General features: G+C 71.2%; 1 protein-coding gene. It reads right to left on the bottom strand.

All coding sequences use genetic code 11. From position 1 onward, the window contains the following. On the bottom strand, positions 1 to 4253 hold a 4253-nt coding region (locus GWI24_RS41245), incomplete at both ends, for a type I polyketide synthase (RefSeq protein ID WP_210951153.1).

Consider the following 4253-nt stretch of genomic DNA (forward strand, 5'->3'; position numbering starts at 1 on the left):
ACCCACCCGCTCAGCCAGGGCGGCGGCCTGGCCACGCAACGCCTCCGCGCTCCGCGCCGAAAGCACCCACGAGACCGTGCCCGGGTCGGAGGAGACCGCCTGCACCTCCGGCCCGTCCTCCTCAGGGACCTGCTCCAGGATCACATGGGCGTTGGTGCCGGAGGCGCCGAACGAGGACACACCGGCCCGGCGTGGCCGCTCACCGTTCGGCCACTCCGCCGCCTCGGTCAGCAGCCGCACCGCACCGCTCTCCCAGTCCACATGCGGGCTCGGCTCATCGATATGCAGCGAGGCGGGCAGCATTCCATGGCGCATGGCCTGCACCATCTTGATGACGCCCGCGACACCCGCCGCCGCCTGTGTATGCCCGATGTTGGACTTGATCGAGCCCAGCAGCAGCGGCTGCTCGGCCGGGCGTTCCTGACCGTACGTGGCCAGGAGTGCCTGCGCCTCGATCGGATCGCCCAGCGTCGTACCCGTGCCGTGCGCCTCCACCGCGTCGACATCCGAGGCCGACAGCCCGGCGCTCGCCAGGGCCTGACGAATCACCCGCTGCTGCGACGGACCGTTCGGTGCGGTCAACCCATTGGACGCGCCGTCCTGGTTGACCGCCGAGCCACGGATCTCCGCCAGCACCTCATGGCCGTTACGCCGGGCGTCCGACAGCCGTTCCAGCAGCAGAACGCCCACACCCTCGCCCCAGCCGGTGCCATCGGCCGCAGCGGCGAAAGGCTTGCACCGGCCATCGGGGGCCAGACCGCGCTGGCGGGAGAAACCGGTGAACACATCCGGGGTGGCCATCACCGTCACCCCACCGGCCAACGCCAACGTGCACTCACCCTGCCGCAACGCCTGGCTCGCCAAATGCATCGCCACCAACGACGACGAACACGCGGTGTCCACCGTCACCGCCGGACCCTCGAAGCCCAGCGTGTACGCCACCCGACCCGAGACCACACTGCCCGAACCCGCGAGCATCGCATAGCCCTCGAGCTTCACATCCGCGCCGCCGCCGCTGAGCCCGGCGGCGTAGTCGTGGTACATCACGCCCGCGTAGACCCCGGTCGGGCTCCCCTTCAACGACACCGGGTCGATCCCCGCCCGCTCCAGCACCTCCCACGACGCCTCCAACAGCAACCGCTGCTGCGGATCGGTGGCCAGCGCCTCCCGCGGATTGATCCCGAAGAACGCCGCATCGAACGCATCGGCGTCATGGAGGAAGGCACCCTCGTTCGCATAGCTGGTGCCCGGGTGATCGGGGTCCGGATGGAACAGTCCGTCCAAGTCCCAGCCCCGGCCGGTGGGGAACTCCCCGATCACGTCCTTCCCCGAGGCGACCAGGTCCCACAGCGCTTCAGGGGAGTTCGCACCTCCCGGGAAACGGCAGGTCATGCCGATGATCGCCACCGGATCGTCCGCATCGGCCCGCACCGCGAGGGGCGCACGGGAGCCTGCGGTCTCGCCGGTCAGCCGAGTGCACAGATACTCCGCAAGCACCCGAGGCGTCGGATAGTCGAACACCAACGTCGCCGGCAACCGCAACCCCGTCACCACCGACAACCGATTACGCAACTCCACCGCCGTCAATGAATCAAAACCCAACTCCTTGAACGCCGCATCCACCCGCACCTCACCCAACGAACCAAACCCCAACACCACCGCCACACCACCCCGCACCACCTCCACCACCACATCCAACCGACCAGCCGCATCCAACCCCACCAACTCAGCAGCCAACCCCGAGGCCGACGGGCCACCCTCGGCGGCCCGCCGCCGGATACGGCCGGACACCAACCCCCGCAGCACCGCCGGAAGATCCTCACCGGCCACCCCAGCCGGGTCGAAGTCCACGGCCACCATCAGCGGCTTCGCGCACCGGCATGCGGCGTCCAGCAGGGCCAGCCCGCGCTCGGACGCCAACGGCCGCATTCCGCGCAGCCGCGTCAGATCCGCCCGGCCCACATGCCCGGTCATCTCGCTGGTCTGCGCCCACAGCCCCCAAGCGAGGGAAAGCCCGGGCAGCCCGAGCTCCCGCCGATGGGCGACCAGTGCGTCGACAAAGGCGTTGGCCGCCGCGTATCCGGCCTGACCCGCGTTGCCCACGACTCCGGCGGCCGAGGAGAACATCACAAACATGCGGAGCGGAAGATCCGCCGTGGCGGTGTGCAGATGGGCGGCCGCCGTGGCCTTCGCCACCCACACCCGCGCCACCTGTTCCCGCGTCTGCGAGGTGACCACCGCGTCATCCAGCAGCCCCGCCGCATGAATGACACCGGTCAGCGGATGCGCCGGGTCGATACCGGCCACCGCCTCGGCCACCGCATCGGCGTCCGTGACATCCACCGCGGCGATCCGCACCTGTGCTCCCAGGTCGCTCAGCCGCTCGGCCAACTCCGGTGCGCCGGGCGCGTCCGAGCCACGTCGGCTGACCAGGACCAGGTGCTTGACCTGCCACGTACGTACGAGATGCTCGGCCACCAGACCGCCCAGCAGACCCGTACCACCGGTGATCAGCACCGTGCCGTCCGGGTCGAGTCCACCAGGGGTCAGCCCGCCGGATTCCGCATCGTCGGCACCGCCGGTGTCACGTGCGCGCATCAGCCGGGGCACCATCGGCCGCCCGGTGCACAGCGCCACCTGTGGCTCATCCGCGCGTACGGCACGGACCACGGCATCCGCCACCTCGCCCGCGGCCGGATCGGTGGCCTGGTGGAGGTCGAGGAGAACGAACCGGTCCGGGTGCTCCGCCTGCGCACTCCGCAGCAGACCCCACAGCCCCGCGGCGGCCACATTCAGCTCTCCATCGCCGGACTCCCCGCCTTCATCAGGGTCGCCGGTCGACACCGCGCCGCGTGTCACCACCACCAACCGGGCATCGGCCAGCCGTGGTTCGGCCAGCCACCTCTGCACCAGCTCCAGCGCTTGGCCGACGGCAGCCAAGCCATCAGCCGCCCTCGCCGCGGCTCCGGCCTCCGCCGGGCCACCGTCGACGGGCAGGTAGGTCACGGCGAACGCGGGAGGTGGCGTACCGTCGTCGAGCGCGGCGACCAGTGCTTCGAGACCCGGATGGCACATCACTCCCCCGCCGCCGAGTCCGGGCTTCTCGGCCAGGTGCAGGGCGTCCTCGCCCAGCACCACCCAGCCCATGGTGTCGGATGCATCCGCGTCCGGCACGTCGGGCATCGGGATCCAGTCCAGTGTGAACAGCCCATCGCCGCCATGTCCGCCCACGGATCGCAGCTGACGGGGGTCGGCGGGGCGCATCGTCAGGGAGTCGACCGTGAGCACCGGGGCGCCCATGCCATCGGCCACGAGCACCCTCAACCCGCGCTCACCCGCCGTACCGTCCTGATGGGGCGAGAGCCGGACCCGGACCGTGGTCGCCTCCGTGGCCCACAACGACACGCCGTTCCAGGCGAACGGGAGCCGCATCCCACCATCGTCGGCCGACTCGATGTCGGCGGCGAGCAGCATGGGATGCAGGGCGGCGTCGAGCAGTGCCGGATGGATGCCGAATCCATCCGCGTCCCCGGCCGCCTCGGGCAATGCCACCTCGGCCAGGAGGTCCGCTCCGTCCCGCCACACCGCGCGCACCCCTTGGAACGACGGCCCGTACGCATAGCCCGCCGCCGCGGCATGCTCGTAGAAGTCCTCGACGTCCATCGGCTTCGCGCCCTCGGGAGGCCAGACTCCCACCGGCTCCTCGGCCGCGGTCGGCGCGGTCGGCGGGCTCAGGACGCCCTCCGCGTGGGATACCCAGCCGGGATCGGCGCCGGGCTCGGCATCACGGTCGGGCCGGGAGTACACCCGCACCTCGCACCGCCCGTCCTCGGCGGCCTCGCCCACCACGATCTGCACCCGCAGCCCGCCCGACTCCGGCAGCACCAACGGCACCTGCAGCGCGAGTTCCTCGATGCCGCCACAGCCCGCCTCATCGGCCGCCCGCAACGCCCACTCCACCAACGCCGCACCCGGCACCAGCGACGTTCCCGCGACCACATGGTCACCGAGCCAGCCGTCACCGCCCGTGGCCGACACCCGTCCGGTCAGCACAAGCCCGCCATCGGCAAGGCCGACCGCCGCCCGCAACAACGGATGCTCCACCCGCTGCAGCCCCGCGGCGGCCACATCACCGATCCCGCCGGTGGCAGTGGCCCAGTAGCGCTGGCGCTGGAAGGCATACGTGGGCAGATCGACCGTACGAGGGGTGGGGTCCCCCGGGAACGCGGCCGTCCAGTCGACATCGACTCCGA

Source organism: Streptomyces sp. MK37H (assembly GCF_018035285.1).
Lineage (GTDB): Bacteria > Actinomycetota > Actinomycetes > Streptomycetales > Streptomycetaceae > Streptomyces > Streptomyces endocoffeicus.